The following is a 19,929-nucleotide window of genomic DNA, read 5'->3' as shown; positions in this document are numbered from 1 at the left end:
TTTAAACCTGTTACTGTTTTCGGTTCGGTTAAGAACCGGTCGCTCACTCAAAGCTGACAGGAATATGAATCACTTCATAAACCTGACTTACTTTAGTGTGAGACTCTTGATACTTTTGCTATCTGATCCGAAGATCAGCTCGCTTCCATCAAGCGCCCACACTTATCGGCTGTTAATTTTTAAAGAGCAATCTGCGAGGAACTTCGTGTTTCCCGGCAGCGCTGCGTTTTCAGCAGCAGAGAAGCGAGATTATGAACCGTGTTTCGCAGCTCGTCAACAACTTTTTACACTACATCGTTGCGACTGCGGGGTTCAACTTCTAGGCCAGCCGCGTGCCCGACACTGCGGCACACCACCAGCTTCGCTTCCCTCTCCCGCGCCGCGTTTCCGTTAGCGCGAAAGAGGCGTGATTCTAAGCACCCGCCCCCATCTGCGCAAGCCCTTTGTGAAAATATTTTGAGAAGGCCCCCGTGCGCTGGCGCGCACGGGGGCTGGGGCTCGGCGGGCCGAGGGTTATTACACCGACAACCGATACCAGCCAGGCACCGGGCCACCTACCTCGGGCAGCGCAATCAGCGGTGCTTGAACACCGGCTTCCGCTTTTCAACGAATGCCGCCATCCCCTCCTTCTGATCTTCGGTCGCGAACAGCGAATGGAACAGCCGGCGCTCGAAGTGAACGCCCTCGGCCAGCGTCGTCTCGTACGCACGGTTCACCGACTCCTTGACCATCATGACCGCCGGCAGCGAAAACTCGGCGATCGTCGCCGCAGCGGCAATCGCCTCGTCAAGAAGCGTCGCGGCCGGCAGCACACGCGACACGAGCCCCGCACGCTCCGCTTCGGCTGCATCCATGAAGCGGGCCGTCAGGCACATATCCATCGCCTTCGCCTTCGACACCGCGCGCGGCAGACGCTGCGTACCGCCCGCACCCGGCATGACGCCCAGCTTGATTTCCGGCTGGCCGAACTTGGCCGTATCCGCCGCGAAGATGATGTCGCACATCATGGCCAGCTCGCAGCCACCACCCAGCGCAAAGCCCGACACCGCCGCAATGATCGGCTTGCGGATTTCGCGAACTGTCTCCCAGTTACGTGTGATGTAGTCGCCCCGGTAGACATCCATATAGGAATAGGTCGCCATCATGCCGATGTCCGCGCCAGCCGCGAACGCCTTCTCGCTCCCGGTCACGACGATCGCGCCGATGCCATCGTCCGCATCGAACGCCTTCAGCGCATCACCCAGTTCATCCATCAGCGCATCGTTCAGCGCGTTCAGCGCCTTCGGACGGTTCAGCGTAACCAGCCCGACACGCCCCCGGGTCTCCACCAGGATGTTCTCGTAAGCCATCTATTTCTCCTCGATCAATGAAATGAGAAACGCCTCGCACATGCGAATAGTTTGATGCTACCATTCTCCGACCAACCGGTCGGTTAATTAATCGATCCAACCCCTCTCATCGTCCATCAGGCTGCCGCCATGACCCATGCACTGTTCACGAAGCACGAAGACACGCTGAAGCACGCACTCGCCGCCATCGAGAGCCGCGGGTACTGGAGCCCGTTCGCAGAAATGCCGAGCCCCAAAGTGTACGGGGAAAGCGCGAACGCAGATGGCGAGGCCGCGTTCAAGTCATACCTCGACAAGACGTTCGTGCTCGACCAGCCGGCGTCCGGAGAAACGGTCGGCGCGGAACGGTCGCCGTACGGCATCGCGCTGGGCATCCGGTATCCGAAGTCGACGCCCGACGAACTGATCGCCGCCGCTGCCGCCGCGCAGCGTTCATGGCGTGAAGCCGGCCCGAGCGCCTGGATCGGCGTCAGCCTCGAAATCCTCGCGCGCCTGAATCGTGCGAGCTTCGAGATCGCCTACAGCGTGATGCACACCACGGGGCAGGCATTCATGATGGCATTCCAGGCCGGCGGCCCGCACGCGCAGGATCGCGCGCTCGAGGCCGTTGCCTATGCGTGGGACGAACTGCGCCGCATCCCGGCCGATGCGCACTGGGAGAAGCCGCAAGGCAAGAACCCGCCGCTCGCGATGCACAAGCGCTACACGATCGTCCCGCGCGGCACCGGCCTCGTACTCGGCTGCTGCACGTTCCCGACCTGGAACGGCTACCCGGGATTGTTCGCCGATCTGGCCACCGGCAACACCGTGATCGTCAAACCGCACCCGGGCGCGATCCTGCCTCTCGCAATCACGGTCCGGATCGCTCGCGACGTGCTGCGCGAAGCCGGCTTCGATCCGAACGTCGTCACGCTCCTCGCGACCGAACCCAACGACGGCGCACTCGTTCAGGATCTCGCGCTGCGCCCCGAGATCAAGCTGATCGACTTCACTGGCAGCACGCAAAACGGCACGTGGCTCGAGCGCCATGCCCACCAGGCACAGGTCTATACGGAGAAGGCAGGCGTCAACCAGATCGTGATCGACTCGACCGACGACCTGAAGGCCACCGCCAAGAACATCGCGTTCTCGCTGGCGCTGTACTCCGGCCAGATGTGCACGGCGCCGCAGAACATCTACGTGCCGCGCGACGGCATCCGGACGGCGGACGGCCGTGCCAGCTTCGACGAAGTCGCACAGGCAATCGCCGTTGCAGTGCAGAAACTCACCGGCGATCCGGCCCGCTCGGTCGAACTGATCGGCGCGATCCAGAACGAAGGCGTGACCGCACGCATCGACGACGCCCGCCAGCTCGGCCGCGTGCTCGCCGACAGCCTTACCCTCCAGCACCCCGCGTTCCCCGATGCCCGCGTGCGCACACCGCTCGTGCTGCAACTCGACGTGGCCGATCGCGAGAAATTCACGCAGGAGTGGTTCGGCCCGATCTCGTTCGTGATCGCAACCGCCTCGACCGCGCAGTCGCTCGATCTCGCCGGTGAGATCGCGGCAGAACATGGCGCGCTGACGCTCTCCGTCTACAGTACCGACGAAGCCATCGTCGATGCTGCACACGATGCGGCGGTGCGCGGCGGCGTCGCGCTGTCGATCAACCTGACCGGCGGCGTGTTCGTGAACCAGTCGGCAGCATTCTCGGATTTCCACGGCACAGGCGCGAACCCGGCAGCCAACGCGGCGCTGGCGGACCCGGCATTCGTCGCCAATCGGTTCCGCGTCGTGCAAAGCCGCGTCCATGTTGCGCCGAAAGCGGCACCCGCGGAAGCCGGTCAACCTGCATAACCCGAATGGTCGACGTGCAAACGCCGCCACGTTCTCTACCATGAACGAATCCGCCACCCGGCGGGTTCGTTGCTCATCGATACGCCCATGACAGACGCCTATATCTGCGACGCGATTCGCACCCCCATCGGCCGCTACGGCGGCGCCCTGAAAGATGTCCGCGCCGACGACCTCGGTGCGGTACCGCTCAAGGCGCTCGTGGAGCGCAACCGTGACGTCGACTGGTCAGCGATCGACGACGTGATCTACGGCTGCGCGAACCAGGCCGGTGAGGACAACCGCAACGTCGCGCGCATGTCCGCGCTGCTCGCGGGGCTGCCGACCGACGTGCCCGGCACGACGCTGAACCGCCTGTGCGGCTCCGGGATGGATGCGGTCGGCACTGCTGCGCGCGCGATCAAGGCCGGGGAGGCGCGCCTGATGATCGCGGGCGGCGTCGAGAGCATGACACGCGCGCCGTTCGTGATGGGCAAGGCCGCGAGCGCATTCGCGCGCCAGGCCGACATCTACGATACGACGATCGGCTGGCGCTTCGTCAATCCGTTGATGAAACAGCTGTATGGCGTCGATTCGATGCCGGAGACGGCCGAGAACGTCGCGGTCGACTACAACGTCAGCCGCGCCGACCAGGATCTGTTCGCGCTGCGCAGCCAGCAGAAGGCTGCGCGTGCGCAGCAGGACGGCACGCTCGCCGAGGAAATCGTCGCGGTCACGATTCCGCAGAAGAAAGGCGATCCGCTGGTCGTCTCGCGCGACGAGCATCCGCGCGAAACGTCGCTCGAAGCGCTTGCGAAGCTGAAAGGCGTCGTGCGCCCGGACGGTTCGGTGACGGCCGGCAACGCATCGGGCGTCAACGACGGTGCGTGCGCGCTGCTGCTCGCCAATGCACAGGCAGCGGACCAGTACGGCCTGCGCCGCCGCGCACGGGTCGTCGGAATGGCGACGGCCGGCGTCGCGCCGCGCGTGATGGGCATCGGGCCCGCACCGGCCACGCAGAAACTGCTGCGCCAGCTCGGCATGACCATCGACCAGTTCGACGTGATCGAGCTGAACGAGGCGTTTGCGTCGCAAGGTCTGGCGGTGCTGCGCATGCTCGGCGTCGCCGACGACGATCCGCGCGTGAACCCGAACGGCGGCGCAATCGCACTGGGCCATCCGCTCGGCGCATCGGGCGCGCGGCTCGTGACCACGGCGCTCCACCAACTCGAGCGTACGGGCGGCCGCTTTGCGCTCTGTACGATGTGCATCGGCGTCGGCCAGGGTATCGCGCTCGCGATCGAACGCGTGTAACCCACGCACCGCGCGCCTATAACGAAGTCGTGAAGGAGAAACTGCATGTCCTATCAGGCGATTCAGCTGGATATCGATCGCGCCTCGAACGTGGCCACGATTACCCTCAACCGCCCCGACAAGCTGAACAGCTTTACGCGGGCGATGCATCGCGAACTGCAGTCGGCACTCGATGATGTCGAGGCGGCCGGCGCGCGCGCGCTGATCCTGACTGGCGCGGGGCGCGGCTTCTGCGCGGGCCAGGACCTGGCCGATCTCGACTTCACGCCGGGCGCGTCCACCGACCTCGGCGCGCTGATCGACGAGCACTTCAATCCGCTGATCCGCCGCCTGCAGCGTCTGCCGATTCCGGTCATCGCCGCCGTCAACGGCACCGCGGCCGGCGCCGGCGCGAACCTCGCGCTCGCGTGCGATCTCGTGTTCGCCGCCCGCTCGAGCAGTTTCATCCAGGCCTTCGTCAAGATCGGGCTCGTACCCGATTCGGGCGGCACATGGTTCCTGCCGCAACGCGTCGGCATGGCACGCGCGCTGGGGCTCGCGCTGACCGGCGACAAACTCGGCGCCGAACAGGCCGAGCAATGGGGCTTGATCTGGCGCGCGGTCGACGATGACACCCTCGCTGCGTCAGTCCGCCAGCTCGCCACCCAGCTTGCGCAGCAGCCGACGCTCGCGATCGCATCGATCAAGCAATCGATGCGCGACAGCGTCACGAACACGCTCGATCAGCAACTCGACCAGGAACGCGACCTGCAGCGCAAGCTCGGTCAGTCGTACGACTATGCGGAAGGCGTGAAGGCGTTCATCGAGAAGCGCGCACCGCGCTTCGAGGGGCGTTGACATGACGGACGCCACTGCCACGCTCGACCCCGACTCGCTCGCCCGTGCCGCCGCGCGAGCCATGTACGACGCCGACGCATGCAGCCGCGCGTTCGGGATGGAAATCGCCGAAGTACGCGCCGGCTACGCGCGCCTGCAAATGCGCGTGCGGCCCGAATTCCTGAACGGGCATCAGACCTGCCATGGCGGGATCATCTTCACGCTGGCCGATTCAACGTTCGCGTTCGCATGCAACTCGTACAACGTGAACGCAGTCGCGGCCGGCTGCTCGATCGAATTCCTGCGCCCCGTGCACGGCGACGACGTGCTGACGGCCGAGGCGATCGAGCAGGCACGCGCCGGCCGCCAAGGGATCTACGACATCCGCGTCACGAACCAGACCGGAGAAACCGTCGCGATGTTTCGCGGCAAATCCGCCCAGATCAAGGGTACGGTCATCCCGGAAGACCGCTGACGCCGACGGCTCGCACATAACAAACACTGGAGACATGCATGACTACCCCGCTACCGCTCGAGCCGATCGAGACCGCCTCACGCGACGAGTTGACCGCGCTGCAGCTCGAACGCCTCAAGTGGTCGCTCCGGCATGCGTATGACCACTCTCCCGTCTATCGTCGCAAGTTCGACGACGCGGGCGTCCATCCGGACGACCTGAAGACGCTCGCCGATCTGTCGCGCTTCCCGTTCACGACGAAGAGCGACCTGCGCGACAGTTACCCGTTCGGGATGTTCGCGGTGCCGCAGGACCAGATCTCGCGCATTCATGCGTCGTCGGGCACGACCGGCAAGCCGACGGTCGTCGGCTATACGGCCGGCGACATCGACACATGGGCGAATCTCGTCGCTCGCTCGATCCGCGCCGCCGGTGCGCGCCGCGGCGACAAGGTGCACGTGAGCTACGGCTACGGCCTGTTCACAGGCGGGCTCGGTGCGCACTACGGCGCCGAACGCGCGGGGCTGACCGTGATCCCGTTCGGCGGCGGCCAGACCGAAAAGCAGGTGCAGCTGATCCAGGATTTCCGGCCCGACATCATCATGGTGACGCCGAGCTACATGCTGTCGATCGCCGACGAAATCGAGCGCCAGGGTCTCGATCCGGTGCAGAGTTCGCTGCGCATCGGCATCTTCGGCGCGGAACCGTGGACCAACGACATGCGCGTCGCGATCGAGCAGCGGATGGGCATCGACGCGGTCGACATCTACGGACTTTCCGAAGTGATGGGCCCCGGCGTCGCGTCCGAATGCGTCGAGACCAAGGACGGCCCGACCATCTGGGAAGACCACTTCTATCCGGAAATCATCGACCCTGAAACCGGCGAAGTGCTTCCGGACGGCGAACTCGGCGAGCTCGTGTTCACGTCGCTGACGAAGGAGGCACTGCCGATCGTCCGCTACCGGACCCGCGACCTCACGCGGCTGCTGCCTGGCACTGCCCGCACGATGCGCCGGATGGAGAAGATCACGGGGCGTTCGGACGACATGATGATCGTGCGCGGTGTCAACGTGTTCCCGACGCAAATCGAGGAGCAGCTGCTCAAGCAGCGCGCGCTCGCACCGCACTACCAGATCGTACTGACAAAGGAAGGCCCGCTCGACGTGCTGACGCTCAATGTCGAGCCCTGTCCGGAGACTGCGCCCGATACGGCGGCGATTCATGCGGCCAAACAGGCGCTCGCACACGACATCAAGTCGCTGATCGGCGTGACGGCCGTAATCAACGTGCTGCCCGTGAACGGGATCGAGCGTTCGGTCGGCAAGGCGCGACGCGTCGTCGACAAGCGCAAGGGCTGACGGCAATCGCTGCGCGTGCACGACGTGCGGTGAATCCGCGATTGCAAATGAAACAGCCCGATCGGCCAACGCCGATCGGGCTGTTTCATTCCGGGCCGCCTCAAGTCACGAGTTCGGGAACAGCAGCCACATCCGGCCGACCTGCTTCATCCGCCCGGCCTGATCGCCTGCGTCGTCGCCGAGCCCCCAGAAATAGTCGGCCCGCACGCCGCCCTTGATCGCGGAGCCCGTATCCTGCGCGAACACGAGCCGGTTCATCGGCGTATTCGTCAGCGGGCGCGTGGTCTGCAGGAACACCGGCGTGCCGAGCGGGATCGACGACGGGTCGACCGCGATCGAGCGTTCCGGCGTCAGCGGTACGCCGAGCGCGCCGATCGGGCCGTCCGCACCACCGTGCGGCGCATCCTCCTTGGTCGGCATGTCGCGGAAGAACACGAACCGCGGGTTCGTGTCGAGCAACGCGTCGACGCGATTCGGGTTCGCCTTCGCCCACGCCTTGATACCCTGCATCGTCGCCTGGGCGGGCGTCAGTTCGCCGCGATCGAGCAGCCACTTGCCGATCGAACGGTACGGCTGGTTGTTGGTGCCGCCGAAGCCGACCCGCATCACCGAACCGTCGTCGAGCAGCACGCGCCCCGAGCCCTGCACCTGCAGGAAGAACGCCTCGATCGGGTCGTCGACCCACACGAGTTCGTTGCCGTTCAGGATGCCGGCGCGTTCGAGCTGCGCGCGTGCCGGCAGCGCGGCGCCCGCGCGATAACCGGCCGGCCAGCGGTACAGCGCGTACTGATACGGGCCACGACGCACGCGCGAACCATGCAGCAGCGGCTCGTAATAGCCGGTCACCAGCCCGTCGAGCGTACCGTCGGTGTTCGCGAACTGGAACGGCGTGAAATACGTTTCGAAGAATGCCCGCGCACTGCTGACGTCAAGCTCGTCGAGCCGGTCGGCAGCCGCACACGCACGCTGCCAGGCCGGCTGGCGCGCGAGCCGCGCGCAGTTCTGCCGCAACGCGGCCGTCGCGCCGATCAGCGAATCGTCCTGCCAACCCGGCACCTGCTGCCACGCGACCGGCGTGAGTCGCTTCGCGGCGACCTGCCCCGGCACGATCGCCGCGCCGGTCGGCGGCTTCAGCGACGAAGTCCGCGTCGGCGCGCCGCCGCACGCCGCAAGCAGCGCCGCCGCCGCGACCGCTGCCGCCCACCCGGCCAACCGGGGCCCAAACCACATACAATGTCCGTTCTTGATGGAAACCGCCATGTCAGATTTTCTCGACCAATATCCGATGCTCATCTTTGCGCTCGAAGCCTTCGTAGCGCTTGCCCTGCTGATCTTCATCGTCGTGTGGACGTCGTCGGGCAGAAAGAAGCACGCCCGCGGCAACAACGACCGCCAGCCGCGCTGACGCGCTTCGCACGCTCAATGCAGCGTGCGCGGCATGTGGAGTGCGAACTCGTCGACCGGCGCCTCGAAACGCTCGCCGTCTTCCGCCACGCAGAAGTACGCGCCCCGCATCGTGCCGACCGGCGTCGCGATCACGGCCCAGCTCGTGTATTCGAAGTGCTCGCCCGGCTGCAGCAGCGGCTGGTGCCCGACGACGCCGAGCCCCTTCACCTCCTGCACGTGGTTCTCGCTGTCCGTGATGATCCAGTGACGCGCGATCAGCTGCGCCGCGACCTGTCCCGTGTTGCGGATCGTCAGCGTGTACGCGAATGCGTATTGACGGCGATCGGGGTCGGATTGTTCCGGCAAGTAGCTGGTTTTCACCGAAACGGTGAACTGATACTGACTCATGATGTTTCCGGTGGAAGGTGACTGTCCGTGCCGGCATGGGCAACGGGGCCGCGGGCGCGCCGCATTGGTTCGGCATTCTATGCGCAATCGGGCCTCGGCCGCACGGCCCGCCGCCGCGCACGGGGTCGCCGGACGGTAGAATGACGGTTTTGCGCCGCAACGTCCCCGCTCCCCTGCCATGACCCAATTCCGTATCGCTCCCAGCATCCTGTCGGCCGATTTCGCACGGCTCGGCGAAGAAGTCCGCAACGTCGTCGCCGCCGGCGCCGACTGGATCCACTTCGACGTGATGGACAACCATTATGTGCCGAACCTGACGATCGGCCCGCTCGTGTGCGAAGCGATCCGCCCGCACGTGCAGGTGCCGATCGACGTGCACCTGATGGTGCGCCCGGTCGACCGGATCGTGCCCGATTTTGCGAAGGCCGGTGCAAACCTGATCAGCTTCCACCCGGAAGGCTCCGATCACATCGACCGCACGCTGTCGCTGATCCGTGACCACGGCTGCAAGGCCGGTCTCGTGTTCAATCCGGCGACACCGCTGAACTACCTCGATCACGTGATGGATCGCCTCGACTTCGTGCTGCTGATGTCGGTCAACCCGGGCTTCGGCGGCCAGTCGTTCATCCCGGAAACGCTGAACAAGCTGCGCGAAGCACGCGCACGCATCGACGCGTACACCGAGCGCACCGGCCGCGAGATCCTGCTCGAAGTCGACGGCGGCGTGAAAACCGACAACATCGCGGAAATCGCGGCGGCCGGGGCCGACACCTTCGTCGCGGGTTCGGCGATCTTCGGCAAGCCCGACTACCGCAAGGTAATCGACGAGATGCGCGCCGCGCTCGCTACCGTCGAGCGGAGCTGACGCCGTGGCCGATTCGTCGCTCGCCGGCCATGCGCCGGCCGGGGCCGCAACCGAAGCCGCCCCGATCCGCTTCGCCGCGCCGCGCATCGACGCGGCGCTGATCGATCTCGACGGCACGATGGTCGACACGGCCGACGATTTCACGGCCGGCCTCAACGGGATGCTCACGCAGCTCGGCGCGCCGACCACGTCGCGTGACGAGGTGATCGGCTACGTCGGCAAGGGCTCCGAACACCTGATCCAGAGCGTGCTGAAACCGCGCTTCCCGGCCGACGAAGCGCACGCGCGCTTCGACGACGCACTGGCGATCTACCAGACCGAATACGCGAAGATCAACGGCCGCCACACGCGCCTCTATCCGGACGTAACCGCCGGCCTCGACGCATTGCGTGCGGCCGGCATCCGGCTCGCGTGCGTGACGAACAAGCCGCATCGCTTCGCCGTCGAACTGCTCGAGCAATACGGGCTGGCCGATTGCTTCGGCGTCGTGCTCGGCGGCGACAGCGTCGCGCGCAAGAAGCCCGATCCGCTGCCGATGCTGACGGCCTGCAGCGCGCTCGGCGTCGCTCCGGATGCGGCAGTCGCGATCGGCGACTCGGAAAACGATGCGCTGGCCGGCCGCGCGGCCGGGATGGCGACGCTGACTGTGCCGTACGGCTACAACCACGGCAAAGCTATACAAACGATAAATTCGGATGGTATAGTCGATTCGTTGCTGGTCGCAGCTCGCGCAATTACCGCGCACAACACCGGCCGGCCAACCATCTGATTATTTCTTCCATCTGCATGTTTCTGAATAAAAAACGGAGTCTGAGCAGCATCGACCGGGGAGCCTGGCCCTGGCGTCGCTGGTCGCGCTAACCTCTTCGATGAGGTACGCTGAAGCACGTCTTCAGCGCCGTTTTTTATCTCGCTGCGCATCCGCGCGCCGACCGTCGCACCACCTCGAGTTTCACCGCGCCCGAACGCTTGCGTTCAGGATCGGCCGCAGGCTCGCGACGTTCACGCCCGGAGTGCCGGCCGGCAACAGGCACTTCTCGATCGACCGCCCTTTCGCCGACGGCAACCCGCGCAGCGTCAAATGATCCCTGGCGCACGCGCCGCTCGTCCCGAACAGGACCGGAACATGACCGAACTCGAATTCCAATCGCTCGCGAACGAAGGCTACAACCGCATCCCGCTGATCGCGGAAGCCCTCGCCGATCTCGAAACGCCGCTATCCCTCTACCTGAAGCTGGCCCAGCCCGAACGCGCGGGCGCCAACTCGTTCCTGCTGGAATCGGTGGTCGGCGGCGAACGCTTCGGCCGCTACTCGTTCATCGGCCTGCCGGCCCGCACGCTCGTCCGCACCCGTAACGGCGTGTCGGAAGTCGTGCGCGACGGCCAGGTCGTCGAGACGCATGAAGGTGACCCGTTCCAGTTCATCGAATCGTTCCAGGCGCGCTTCAAGGTGGCGCAGCGCCCGGGCCTGCCGCGCTTCTGCGGCGGTCTCGCCGGCTACTTCGGCTACGACGCGGTGCGCTACATCGAGAAGAAGCTCGCGAACACCGCACCGCGCGACGATCTCGGCCTGCCCGACATCCAGTTGCTGCTGACCGAGGAAGTCGCGGTCATCGACAACCTCGCCGGCAAGCTGTACCTGATCATCTACGCGGACCCGAGCCAGGCCGAAGCCTACACGAAGGCGAAACAGCGCCTGCGCGAACTGAAACAGCGCCTGCGCACGACCGTGCAGCCGCCCGTCACGTCGGCGAGCGTGCGCACCGAAACCTTCCGCGAGTTCAAGAAGGACGACTATCTGGCCGCCGTGCGTCAGGCGAAGGAATACATCGCGGCCGGCGAGCTGATGCAGATCCAGGTCGGCCAGCGGCTGACGAAGCCGTACCGCGACAATCCGCTGTCGCTGTATCGTGCGCTGCGTTCGCTGAACCCGTCGCCGTACATGTACTACTACAACTTCGGCGATTTCCACGTGGTCGGCGCGTCGCCGGAAATCCTCGTGCGCCAGGAGAAGCGCGGCGAAGACCAGATCGTCACGATCCGTCCGCTCGCCGGCACGCGCCCGCGCGGCAACACGCCCGAGCGCGATGCCGAACTCGCGACCGAACTGCTCAACGATCCGAAGGAGATCGCCGAGCACGTGATGCTGATCGACCTCGCGCGCAACGACGTCGGCCGCATCGCGGAAATCGGCTCGGTGCAGGTGACCGACAAGATGGTCATCGAGAAATACTCGCACGTGCAGCACATCGTCAGCTCGGTCGAAGGCAAGCTGAAACCCGGGATGACGAACTACGACGTGCTGCGCGCGACGTTCCCGGCGGGCACGTTGTCCGGCGCGCCGAAGGTGCGCGCGATGGAACTGATCGACGAGCTCGAGCCGGTCAAGCGCGGGTTGTACGGCGGCGCCGTCGGCTACCTGTCGTTCTCGGGCGAGATGGATCTCGCGATCGCGATCCGGACGGGCCTGATCCACAACGGCAACCTGTATGTGCAAGCGGCGGCCGGCGTCGTCGCGGATTCGGTGCCCGAATCCGAATGGCAAGAGACCGAGAACAAGGCGCGCGCGGTGCTGCGTGCGGCCGAACAGGTCCAGGACGGCCTCGATAGCGACTTCTGACCGGAGACTGACCATGCTGCTCATGATCGACAACTACGACTCGTTTACCTACAACCTGGTCCAGTACTTCGGCGAACTCGGCGAGGACGTACGCACCTACCGCAACGACGAAATCACGCTCGACGAGATCGCGCGCCTGAATCCCGACGCGATCTGCCTGTCGCCCGGCCCGAGCAACCCGCAACACGCGGGCATCACGCTCGACGTGCTGCGTGAATTTTCGGGCAAGAAGCCGATCCTCGGCGTCTGCCTCGGCCATCAGGCGATCGGCGAGGCATTCGGCGGCCGCGTCGTGCGCGCGAAGACCATCATGCACGGCAAGGTAAGCAAGATCGAAACCGACTGCCGCGGCGTGTTCGCCGACCTGCCGAAGCATTTCGACGTCACGCGCTACCACTCGCTCGCGATCGAGCGCGAATCGCTGCCCGACTGCCTCGAGGTGTCCGCGTGGACCGACGACGGCGAGATCATGGGCGTGCGCCACAAGACGCTGCCGATCGAAGGCGTACAGTTCCACCCGGAATCGATCCTGTCCGAGCATGGCCATGCACTGCTCGAGAATTTCCTGAAACAGGCACGCGCCGCAGCCGCGCAAGCCGCCTGACGGGAGCCACACGATGACGATTACCCCGCAGGAAGCGCTGCAGCGCACGATCGAACACCGCGAGATCTTCCACGACGAGATGCTGCACCTGATGCGGCTCATCATGCGCGGCGACATGTCGCCCGTGATGGCGGCCGCGATCATCACCGGGCTGCGCGTGAAGAAGGAGACGATCGGCGAGATCGCCGCGGCCGCGACCGTGATGCGCGAATTCGCGAACCACGTCGAGGTGCAGGACAACTCGAACTTCGTCGACATCGTCGGCACCGGCGGCGATGGCTCGCACACGTTCAACATCTCGACCGCGTCGATGTTCGTCACGGCCGCGGCCGGCGCGAAGGTCGCGAAGCACGGCAACCGCGGCGTATCGAGCAAGTCCGGCAGCGCCGACGTGCTCGAGGCGCTCGGCGTGAACATCGACCTGCAGTCGGAGCAGGTCGCCGCGTCGATCGCCGAAACCGGCATGGGCTTCATGTTCGCGCCGAACCATCACCCGGCGATGAAGAACATCGCGGCCGTGCGCCGCGAACTCGGCGTGCGCACGATCTTCAACATCCTCGGCCCGCTGACCAATCCGGCCGGCGCACCGAACCAGCTGATGGGCGTGTTCCACCCCGACCTCGTCGGCATCCAGGTGCGCGTGATGCAGCGTCTCGGCGCGCAGCACGTGCTCGTGGTGTACGGCAAGGACGGGATGGACGAGGTTTCGCTCGGCGCCGCGACGCTCGTCGGTGAATTGCGCGACGGCAAGGTGCACGAATACGAGATCCATCCGGAAGATTTCGGCCTGCAGATGGTGTCGAACCGCACGCTGAAGGTGGAAAATGCCGACGAATCGCGCACGATGCTGCTCGGCGCGCTGGACAACCAGCCGGGCGTCGCGCGCGAGATCGTCACGCTGAACGCGGGCACCGCACTCTATGCGGCGAACGTCGCCGAATCGATCGCGGACGGCATCCAGCTCGCCCGCGAAGCGATCGCGAGCGGCAAGGCCCGCGCGAAGGTCGACGAACTCGTGCGCTTCACGCAGCAGTTCAAGCGCTGACTCCCCTTACGAATCAAGCAGGAACCCACATGAGCGACATTCTCGACCGAATCATTGCCGTCAAGCGCGAAGAAGTCGCGGCGGCCATGCGCAGCGCGCCGCTCGAGGCACTGAAACTGGAAGCCTCCGCGCGCGACCTGCGCGACTTCGTCGGCGCACTGCGCGCGAAACACGCAGCCGGCCACGCGGCCGTGATTTCCGAAATCAAGAAGGCCAGCCCGTCGAAGGGCGTGCTGCGCGAGCATTTCGTGCCGGCCGACATCGCCCGTTCGTATGCGGAGCACGGCGCCGCGTGCCTGTCGGTGCTGACCGACGAGCAGTTCTTCCAGGGCAGCGTCCGCTATCTCGAGGAAGCGCGCGCGGCCTGCACGCTGCCGGTGCTGCGCAAGGACTTCATCGTCGACGCGTACCAGATCGTGGAAGCGCGCGCGATGGGCGCGGACGCGATCCTGCTGATCGCCGCCGCGCTCGACACGCCGCTGATGCAGGATCTCGAAGCGTATGCTCACTCGCTCGGCCTCGCGGTGCTGGTCGAAGTGCACGACCGCAACGAGATGGAACAGGCGCTGACGCTCAAGACACCGCTGCTCGGCATCAACAACCGCAACCTGCGCACGTTCGAGACGTCGATCCAGACCACGCTCGACATGCTCGACATGATTCCGGCGGACCGCATCGTCGTGACCGAGTCGGGGATCCTGTCGCGCACCGATGTCGACACGATGCGCGCGGCGAACGTGAACACGTTCCTCGTCGGAGAAGCGTTCATGCGTGCCGACCAGCCGGGCGAGGAACTCGCACGGATGTTCTTCTGATGGCGATCGAAAAGGAAATCAAGCTCGCGCTGCCGGCCGGCCAGGCCGAGGCCGCGCGACGCTTCTTCGAGACGCTGACCGGCGAACCCGGCCACGACATCACGCTCGCGAACGTCTACTACGACACGCCCGATCTCGCGCTGGCCCGCTCGAAGAGCGCGGTGCGCGTGCGCCGCGCGCCGCAGGGCTGGCTGCAGACGTTCAAGACGGTCGGCAGCGCGGAAGGCGGCCTGCACCGCCGCCACGAATGGGAACTGCCGGTCGCCGGCGACGCGCTCGAGATCGATGCGCTCGTCGCGGCCTGCGACGTGCCGGAGGCCGCCGCCGCGCTGAATGACGCGGCCGGCGCGCTGCGTGCGCTGTTCCGCACGGATTTTTCGCGTACGCTGTGGCGCATCGCAATCGGCGGCGCAACCGTCGAAGCCGCGGTGGACATCGGCGAGATCGTCGTCCAGGCGGAACACGAAACGCGCCGCGAACCGATCAGCGAAATCGAACTCGAACTGATCGACGGCCCGGAAGCGGCGCTCGCAACGCTCGCCGCCGAACTGCAGCAGGCGCTGCCGGGCCTCGCTCCCGAAAACATCAGCAAGGCGCAGCGCGGCTACCGGCTGCGCGCGCAATAACACGCATCACGCATGGCAACCCGCAAGACTTCCCGCGCGCCGCAACAGGCGTCGCTGTTCGACGATCCCGTGCCGGAAACGGCACCGGCCGATCTTCCGTCCCCGCCTTCCGAGCCGCCCGCGGCCGGGCGCAAGCCCGCCAAGAAAGCCGCCGCATCGGCTGCGGCACCGGCGGCACCGCAGCCTGCCGCCGCCAACGTTCCGCACCTCGCCGCGCAATTCGACGCGCTGCCTGCCGTCTGGCGCGACGTGCTGAAACCCTTTACCGACAGCGACGCATATGCGCCGCTGTGCCGCTTCGTCGACGACGAGCGTGCGGCCGGCAAGACGGTCTACCCGACCGACGTGTTCCGCGCGCTGCGCCTGACGAGCCCGGACGACGTGAAAGTCGTGATCCTCGGCCAGGATCCGTATCACGGCGACGATCGCGGCACGCCGCAGGCGCACGGGCTCGCATTCTCGGTGCCGCCCGCCGTGCGCACGCCGCCGTCGCTGCGCAACATCTTCAAGGAAATCGCCGCGAACTTCGGTCATGACACGCCACGCCACGGCTGCCTCGACACCTGGGCACGCCAGGGCGTGCTGCTGCTCAACACGGTGCTGACGGTCGAGCGCGGCGCGGCCGCGAGCCATGCGAAGCGCGGCTGGGAGCAGTGCACGGACACGCTGATCCGCGAACTCGCCGGCCGTCATCGCGGGCTCGTGTTCATGCTGTGGGGCGCACACGCGCAGGCGAAGCGCGCACTGTTCGACGCAAGCGCGCATTGCGTGCTCGAGGCACCGCATCCGTCGCCGCTGTCCGCGCACCGCGGTTTCCTCGGTTGCCGCCATTTCGCGCTCGCGAACGACTATCTGGTCGATGCCGGCCGCGAGCCGATCGACTGGCGCCTGCCGGAAGTCGCCGAAACGCTCGCGTAACGCGCTGCCGGTCCCTTCGTGCCGGCAAGCATGCAAAAGCGCCGCGTCCCTTTCGGGAACGCGGCGTTTTTTTTATCGGGCGATGCAGCAGGTGCGTCGCACCCGCGTCGGCCTTCCTTACGCGGCGGCGATCGCTTCGCGTGCGCTGGCGAGCGCGGCGCTTTGCGCGTCCTGCCCGAGGTTCAGGCCTTCAGCGTGAATGAAGTTCACGTCGGTCAGGCCGATGAAGCCGAGGAACGAGCGCAGGTACGGCGTCTGGCTGTCGTTCGGCGTACCCAGGTACTTGCCGCCACGGGCCGTCACCACGTGAACCTTCTTGCCCTTGATCAGGCCTTCCGGGCCGTTCTCGGTGTAGCGGAACGTGACGCCTGCACGGGCGATCCAGTCGAAATACGCCTTCAGTTGCGACGACACGCCGAAGTTGTACATCGGTGCGCCGATCACGACGATGTCGGCGGCTTGCAGTTCGGCGATCAGTGCATCGCTCTTCGCGACGATCGCATTCTGTTCCGCGGTGCGCTTGTCGGCCGGCGTGAAGAACGCGCCGAGCACCGATTCGTCGAGGTGCGGCAGCGCATCGGCCAGCAGGTCACGAACCACGACCTTCGCGCCGGGGTTCGATTGTTGCAGCTTTGCCGTCAGTTCATTGGCCAGCAGCGTGGATTGCGCACCTTGCGAACGCGCCGCGGAATTGATTTGCAGAATGGTCGTCATGTCAGGCTCCAGTAGGGTTGCGCTTCGGTAGCGCGAGTGACGCCATTGTGCGTGGCCGCATGACCGCGAAAAAGCGGGTTCAGGGCGACGGATTGTTGCAACAACAGAACAATCCTCGATCGCGCCCCGATACCCGCCTTCGTACGATCAGCCCTTCAGCCAGGCTTCCCGGGCCTTCGATACCGCCGCCGGCTTCGCGGCCGCCGTCAGCCGGTAGCGCGTGACTTCGGGGCCGTCGAGCTTCAGTTTCGCGGTGCGCAGCTCGTCGCGACGGAATGCATGAACCTCGACCTTGTCGCCCGGCCGGTAGCGCGCAAGCAGCGCGTCGAGGTTGGTGCCCGTGACGCGCAGCCCGTCGACCGCGATCAGCGTGTCGCCGGCCGACAGCCCCGCGCGATGCGCGGCACCGCCTTCGTAGACCGCCGCGAACGTGCAGTCCGCACCGCCGCGCAGGCGTGCGCCGATCGTCGGCTTCGCGGCCGCGCCGTTCGCGACATCCGGCGTGAGCGTCACGCCGAACGGTGCGAGCAGTTCGGCGAGCGGCAGGTCGCGCGTGCCGTGCACGGCATCGGTGAACAGGCGGCCGAGCGCGACGCCCGTCGCTTCCTCGATCAGCGTCTCGACTTCGTTTTCCTCGACGCCCGCCTGCTTGCCGCGGTAGAAATCGCGGCCGTAACGCTGCCACAGCAGACGCATCACGTCGTCGAGCGACTTCCGGTTGCGCGTCTGCGCGCGGATCGCGAGATCGAACGCGAGCGCGACCAGCGAACCCTTCGTGTAATAGCTGACGATCGCGTTGGTCGCGTTCTCGTCCTGGCGGTAGTACTTGATCCACGCGTCGAACGAGCTTTCCGCGACGCTTTGCTTGAGCCGGCCCGTGCCGCGCAGCACGCCGCCGACCGTGCGGCCGAGCGCCGCGAAATATTCGTCCTGCGACATCAGCCCGCTGCGCACCAGCATCAGGTCGTCGTAATACGACGTGAAGCCTTCGAACAGCCACAGCAGCGACGTGTAATTCTCGCGCGTCAGGTCGTACGGCACGAACGCCGCCGGCTTGATGCGCTTCACGTTCCAGGTATGGAAGTACTCGTGACTGCAGAGACCGAGGTACGTGCGATAGCCTTCCGTCGTTTCGGGTCGCCCCTTCGCCGGCAGGTCGGTGCGGTTGCAGATCAGCGCGGTCGACGCGCGATGCTCGAGACCGCCGTAACCGTCGCTGACCGCAAGCGTCATGAACACGTAACGGTCCATCGGCGCCTTCTTCGATTTCGGCTCGAACAGCGCGATCTGTGCTTCGCACACGCGCTTCAGGTCGGTGCGCAGGCGCTCCATATCGAGCTGCGTCACACGCCCCGCGATCACGATGTCGTGCGGCACGCCGTGCGCGTCGAACGTCGCCAGCGCGAATTCGCCGATCGTCACCGGATGGTCGGAAAGCTCGTCGTAGTTCGCTGCGCGGTACGCGCCGAACCCGTAGCGCTTCGTGCCGCGCGCCTCGGGCAACGCAGTGCCGACGCGCCACGTGCGGAACGCCGCGCCGGCCGGCTTCCCGATGTCGACTTCACACGGCGCGTCCTCGCGGCCGGCGACGCTCAGGAACACGGCTGTCGCGTTGAAGAAGCCGCCCGATTCGTCGAGATACGCGGAGCGCACCGACAGGTCCCACGCGTACACGTCGTAGCGCAGGGTCAGCGTGCCGTTCACGGGCGCGGCCTGCCACGTGTGCTTGTCGGTCTTTGCGATCCGCACCTTGCGGCCCGCGTCGTTGAATGCGCCGAGCGTCACGATGTTGCGCGCGAACTCGCGCACGAGGTAGCTGCCCGGAATCCACACCGGCAGCGAAAAGCGCTGGCCTTCGGGGTCGGGATCGGTGACCGTCACCGACACTTCGAACAGGTGCGCGGCAAGATCTTTCGGGACAATCGAATAGCGGATCGGCTGGGTCATCGTGGGAATCGGACGGTCGAATACGGCGGCGGAAACGAAGAGAGGCGCCGGCAGGTCATGCGGGCGCCCCTCGCTGGCCGGGCCATGCGGCCCGGCGTGTGGTCGGTTACTTGCTCGACGCGAGCGCCTGGTTGAGCTGGTCGGCCGATACGGCGCCCGGCAGGCGGCGGCCGTCCGGCAGGAAGATCGTCGGCGTGCCCGTGACGTTCATCCCGCGGCCGAGCGCGAGGTTCTTGTCGAGTGCGGCGGTATCGCAGGTACCGGCGCCGGTCGGTGCGCGATGGTCGAGCATCCAGCTCTCCCACGTTTTCGCGCGATCGGTCGCACACCAGATCGCCTTCGACTTCGCGGTCGAATCCGGCGACAGCACCGGGTACAGGAACGTGTAGACGGTCACGTTGTCGACCGACTGCAGCGTCGTCTCGAGCTTCTTGCAGTACGGGCAGTTCGGATCGGAGAACACCGCGATCTTGCGGGCGCCGTTGCCCTTGACGACCTTGATCGCATTCGCGAACGGCAGGCTCGCGAAGTCGATCTTGTTGATTTCGGACAGGCGGGCGTCGGTCAGGTTCTTGTGCGTCTTGGTGTCGACGAGATCGCCGAGCAGCACGTAGTCGCCCGCCGCATCGCTATAGATGATCTGCGAGCCGAGGTTCACTTCGTACAGGCCCGCGACCGGCGATTTCGACACGCTCTTGATCGGCGCATCGTTGCCGAGGCGGGCCTGCAGCGTGGCTTTCAGCTTGTCGGTGGTCTGGTCGGCCTGCGCGGTGCAGCCAAGCGTCGCCATCGTGACGGCCAGCGCCAGCGACGCGATGCGGATCGTTTTTTTCATCGAAATCTTCCTTCAGCTCAATCGGTGTTCACGGCACAGTGTA

19 protein-coding genes are annotated in these 19,929 nt (G+C 65.9%); 13 read left to right on the top strand and 6 right to left on the bottom strand.

The features are described from left to right. Positions 1-572: 572 nt before the first annotated feature. Positions 573-1,349, bottom strand: coding sequence for an enoyl-CoA hydratase (locus DPV74_RS18620; RefSeq protein WP_059699742.1), 777 nt, complete (start codon positions 1,347-1,349; stop codon positions 573-575). Positions 1,350-1,478: 129 nt separating this feature from the next. Between DPV74_RS18620 and paaN the strand changes: the two genes are divergently transcribed. The 5 genes from paaN to paaK all read left to right on the top strand — a co-directional run bounded on the left by paaN (position 1,479) and on the right by paaK (position 7,103). Then, positions 1,479-3,185 carry a phenylacetic acid degradation protein PaaN gene (gene paaN, locus DPV74_RS18615; RefSeq protein WP_119337740.1) on the top strand — a complete coding sequence of 569 codons (1,707 nt, stop codon included), beginning with the start codon at positions 1,479-1,481 and terminating at the stop codon, positions 3,183-3,185. 87 nt (positions 3,186-3,272) lie between these two features. Further along, positions 3,273-4,475, top strand: coding sequence for a 3-oxoadipyl-CoA thiolase (gene pcaF, locus DPV74_RS18610; RefSeq protein WP_027788464.1), 1,203 nt, complete (start codon positions 3,273-3,275; stop codon positions 4,473-4,475). A gap of 45 nt (positions 4,476-4,520) precedes the next feature. Continuing rightward, positions 4,521-5,312, top strand: a complete 792-nt coding sequence (gene paaG / locus DPV74_RS18605; RefSeq protein WP_021156977.1) for a 2-(1,2-epoxy-1,2-dihydrophenyl)acetyl-CoA isomerase PaaG — start codon at positions 4,521-4,523, stop codon at positions 5,310-5,312. 1 nt (position 5,313) lies between these two features. Continuing rightward, on the top strand, positions 5,314-5,766 hold the full coding sequence (gene paaI / locus DPV74_RS18600) for a hydroxyphenylacetyl-CoA thioesterase PaaI (protein ID WP_042973051.1): 453 nt from the start codon (positions 5,314-5,316) through the stop codon (positions 5,764-5,766). Between the two features lie 38 nt (positions 5,767-5,804). Further along, positions 5,805-7,103: a phenylacetate--CoA ligase PaaK gene (gene paaK, locus DPV74_RS18595; RefSeq protein WP_059498650.1), complete on the top strand. Its 1,299-nt coding sequence runs from the start codon at positions 5,805-5,807 to the stop codon at positions 7,101-7,103. Positions 7,104-7,208: 105 nt separating this feature from the next. On the opposite strand, the gene DPV74_RS18590 is transcribed toward paaK, so the two are convergent. Both DPV74_RS18590 and apaG read right to left on the bottom strand, forming a co-directional pair. After that, positions 7,209-8,441: a murein transglycosylase A gene (locus DPV74_RS18590; RefSeq protein ID WP_059699744.1), complete on the bottom strand. Its 1,233-nt coding sequence runs from the start codon at positions 8,439-8,441 to the stop codon at positions 7,209-7,211. Positions 8,442-8,522: 81 nt separating this feature from the next. Then, complete coding sequence (gene apaG, locus DPV74_RS18585; RefSeq protein WP_011350820.1) at positions 8,523-8,897, bottom strand: Co2+/Mg2+ efflux protein ApaG; 375 nt, start codon at positions 8,895-8,897, stop codon at positions 8,523-8,525. Positions 8,898-9,075: 178 nt separating this feature from the next. Between apaG and rpe the strand changes: the two genes are divergently transcribed. The 8 genes from rpe to DPV74_RS18545 all read left to right on the top strand — a co-directional run bounded on the left by rpe (position 9,076) and on the right by DPV74_RS18545 (position 16,390). After that, complete coding sequence (rpe, locus tag DPV74_RS18580; RefSeq protein ID WP_011883156.1) at positions 9,076-9,762, top strand: ribulose-phosphate 3-epimerase; 687 nt, start codon at positions 9,076-9,078, stop codon at positions 9,760-9,762. Positions 9,763-9,766: 4 nt separating this feature from the next. Further along, entirely contained in the window at positions 9,767-10,531 is a 765-nt protein-coding gene (locus tag DPV74_RS18575; RefSeq protein WP_119337739.1) for a phosphoglycolate phosphatase, read from the top strand. A 357-nt stretch (positions 10,532-10,888) separates the two neighbouring features. Beyond that, positions 10,889-12,382 (top strand): anthranilate synthase component I, encoded by a 1,494-nt coding sequence (gene trpE / locus DPV74_RS18570; RefSeq protein ID WP_027788470.1) that lies wholly within the window; start codon positions 10,889-10,891, stop codon positions 12,380-12,382. A 13-nt stretch (positions 12,383-12,395) separates the two neighbouring features. Next, positions 12,396-12,986 carry an aminodeoxychorismate/anthranilate synthase component II gene (locus DPV74_RS18565; protein WP_027788471.1) on the top strand — a complete coding sequence of 197 codons (591 nt, stop codon included), beginning with the start codon at positions 12,396-12,398 and terminating at the stop codon, positions 12,984-12,986. 13 nt (positions 12,987-12,999) lie between these two features. Next, positions 13,000-14,031: an anthranilate phosphoribosyltransferase gene (gene trpD, locus DPV74_RS18560; RefSeq protein WP_027788472.1), complete on the top strand. Its 1,032-nt coding sequence runs from the start codon at positions 13,000-13,002 to the stop codon at positions 14,029-14,031. Between the two features lie 29 nt (positions 14,032-14,060). Next, on the top strand, positions 14,061-14,846 hold the full coding sequence (gene trpC, locus DPV74_RS18555; RefSeq protein WP_027788473.1) for an indole-3-glycerol phosphate synthase TrpC: 786 nt from the start codon (positions 14,061-14,063) through the stop codon (positions 14,844-14,846). After that, positions 14,846-15,472, top strand: coding sequence for a CYTH domain-containing protein (locus tag DPV74_RS18550; RefSeq protein WP_048026371.1), 627 nt, complete (start codon positions 14,846-14,848; stop codon positions 15,470-15,472). Before trpC ends, DPV74_RS18550 begins: the two co-directional genes overlap by 1 nt. Before the next feature lie 12 nt (positions 15,473-15,484). Beyond that, the gene (locus DPV74_RS18545) at positions 15,485-16,390 is read left to right on the top strand and encodes a uracil-DNA glycosylase (protein ID WP_059688471.1); all 906 of its coding nucleotides are present in this window, start codon (positions 15,485-15,487) and stop codon (positions 16,388-16,390) included. Positions 16,391-16,507: 117 nt separating this feature from the next. Here DPV74_RS18545 and DPV74_RS18540 read toward each other — a convergent pair whose 3' ends face one another. The 3 genes from DPV74_RS18540 to DPV74_RS18530 form a co-directional block, all read right to left on the bottom strand. Then, positions 16,508-17,104 (bottom strand): FMN-dependent NADH-azoreductase, encoded by a 597-nt coding sequence (locus DPV74_RS18540; protein WP_119337738.1) that lies wholly within the window; start codon positions 17,102-17,104, stop codon positions 16,508-16,510. Between the two features lie 147 nt (positions 17,105-17,251). Next, entirely contained in the window at positions 17,252-19,051 is a 1,800-nt protein-coding gene (locus tag DPV74_RS18535) for a M61 family metallopeptidase (protein WP_060373197.1), read from the bottom strand. Between the two features lie 106 nt (positions 19,052-19,157). Beyond that, a complete protein-coding gene (locus DPV74_RS18530; RefSeq protein ID WP_021156966.1) occupies positions 19,158-19,886 on the bottom strand; it encodes a DsbC family protein in 729 nt (242 codons plus the stop codon). Positions 19,887-19,929 lie beyond the last annotated feature (43 nt).

The organism is Burkholderia sp. HAN2018, assembly GCF_024704855.1.
Lineage (GTDB): Bacteria > Pseudomonadota > Gammaproteobacteria > Burkholderiales > Burkholderiaceae > Burkholderia > Burkholderia cepacia.
The sequence above is the reverse complement of the archived record's forward strand: the minus strand, read 5'-3'. Positions and strand labels throughout refer to the sequence as shown.